Below are 786 nucleotides of genomic sequence, written 5' to 3'. Positions count from 1 at the left end.
TATACATATGATAGCATAAATGCTATCAAATTTCATCTTCCTTTCTCATAGAAAATACTGATATTTACATTTTCTCTTATTCTCTTGTCTTTCTTCTCTAATTAGGGAATATTCTAGAAAAACACTTACGATAGCTAATAAAATATTCAATGATTTTAACAATATAATACTTTTTCTTCTCATTTGAATTCTCCTTGTTAAATGATATAATGAAATTAAATTGAAGGAGGAGATTGGGCTCCTCCTTACAGAATTATCTTAGTAATTCTGTAATTAAAGTTACGATAGCTCTTAATAAGTTTATAATACTTATTAGGAGCTTTTTCGTGGAGTATTATGAGAAACCACCTCCTTCAATTTCTCTTTCAATACCCAGCCAACCACCACATGACGATTAAGCATCACCTCTTTAATTTTTTATTATTTAATTTATTTTTGCTGTGTTGCAAAGCCACTGCAACAAGTTGTTATGATTGATTACAAGGATAAAAGCTATAAATTTTTCGACTGGCTTTCAAGCTACTAAGGAAAAATTTTTGCGACTTGTAATCATGAATAGACTTGTTAAAAGCATCATCTTTGATGATGCGTGTGAGCGTGCCAACACAAAAAAATAAATAATAAAAATTCATAATAAAAAGGAAAGTGATACCTCACTTTCCATCATTTTCGTTCGTATTTTCCTATAGAAAATACACAAGGTGCTAATGCAGATTCATTAGTACCTTGCCGTTAAAGTAGTAATTAAACTTCTTTACTTGAATTAAATTATTATATGTATTAGGT

The 786-nt window shown here is 29.0% G+C and carries 1 protein-coding gene; it reads right to left on the bottom strand.

Going from position 1 to position 786, the window contains the following annotated elements; genetic code table 11:
* Window positions 1–45: 45 nt before the first annotated feature.
* Window positions 46–183: a hypothetical protein gene (locus HZY83_RS00995; protein ID WP_179942255.1), complete on the bottom strand. Its 138-nt coding sequence runs from the start codon at window positions 181–183 to the stop codon at window positions 46–48.
* Window positions 184–786: the final 603 nt, after the last annotated feature.

Origin of the sequence: Gemella sp. GH3, assembly GCF_013415425.1 — a bacterium.
Taxonomy (GTDB): domain Bacteria; phylum Bacillota; class Bacilli; order Staphylococcales; family Gemellaceae; genus Gemelliphila.
Note: the sequence above shows the minus strand (reverse complement) of the source record. Positions and strands in the feature narration are given on the sequence as shown.

Coding starts and splice junctions, on each gene's coding strand:
- HZY83_RS00995 (WP_179942255.1), bottom strand. CDS start 183: ATGAGAAGAAAAAGTATTATATTGTTAAAATCATTGAATATTTTATTA.